1 protein-coding gene is annotated in these 400 nt (G+C 52.0%); it reads right to left on the minus strand.

Annotated elements, in window-relative coordinates:
- Window positions 1–400 (minus strand): hypothetical protein (locus PUR71_RS41000; RefSeq protein WP_329924681.1); only part of this gene is annotated, 400 nt, incomplete at both ends.

Below are 400 nucleotides of genomic sequence, written 5' to 3' on the forward strand. Positions count from 1 at the left end.
GGGCGGGGGCGGGCCGGGCCGCCCCCGCCCCCGCCCGGCCCGCGCCGGGCCCCCCCCACCCAACGCACCACCCCCCCCCCCCCCCCCCCGAGGGTACACGCAGCCCCACCCCCCCCCCCCCGCCCCCACACACACACCACCACACACACCCAAACCACCCCCCAACCACACCACAACAACAAAAAACCAACACCACCAACAACCCAACACAACCAAACCAAACAAAAACCAAACCCCCCCACAACACAACCCAAAAAAACCCAAAAAAAAACACCCACCAACAAAAAAAACAAAAAAACAAAAAAAAAAAAAAAAAAAACACACAAAAAACCCACCAAAAAAAACAAAAAAAAAACAAACAAACCAAACAAAAACAACAACAAAAAAAAAAAAAAAAAAA

The sequence above is a fragment of the Streptomyces sp. SP17BM10 genome, assembly GCF_036322405.1.
Lineage (GTDB): Bacteria > Actinomycetota > Actinomycetes > Streptomycetales > Streptomycetaceae > Kitasatospora.